The following is a 285-nucleotide window of genomic DNA, read 5'->3' on the forward strand; positions in this document are numbered from 1 at the left end:
CGCCCTCCCCGTCCGGGCCGACGCCGTCCGCGAACTGGCCGGAGTGGCGGTACGACGTGCAGCGCGACGCGACCTCACCGGCCACCGTGCACCTGACGGGCTTCCCACCCGAACCGACCCCTGACCCGCACGCAGCCTTCCAAATACGCGGAGTCACCAGCAACAACAGGTTCACCTCCCACTCGGTGACCTTCCGGCTCCCTGAACTGTCCGGCCTGCAACCCGGATCGATCCTGATCACCACCATCGAGACCAACGAAGAGGTACAGAAGAGCATCTCCCTCG

1 pseudogene is annotated in these 285 nt (G+C 66.3%); it reads left to right on the forward strand.

Annotated features, from left to right (window positions below):
- Positions 1-285, forward strand: a pseudogene (locus AAH979_RS43265) (hypothetical protein); the annotation flags it as partial.

It is taken from the genome of Plantactinospora sp. ZYX-F-223 (assembly GCF_039649625.1).
Lineage (GTDB): Bacteria > Actinomycetota > Actinomycetes > Mycobacteriales > Micromonosporaceae > Plantactinospora.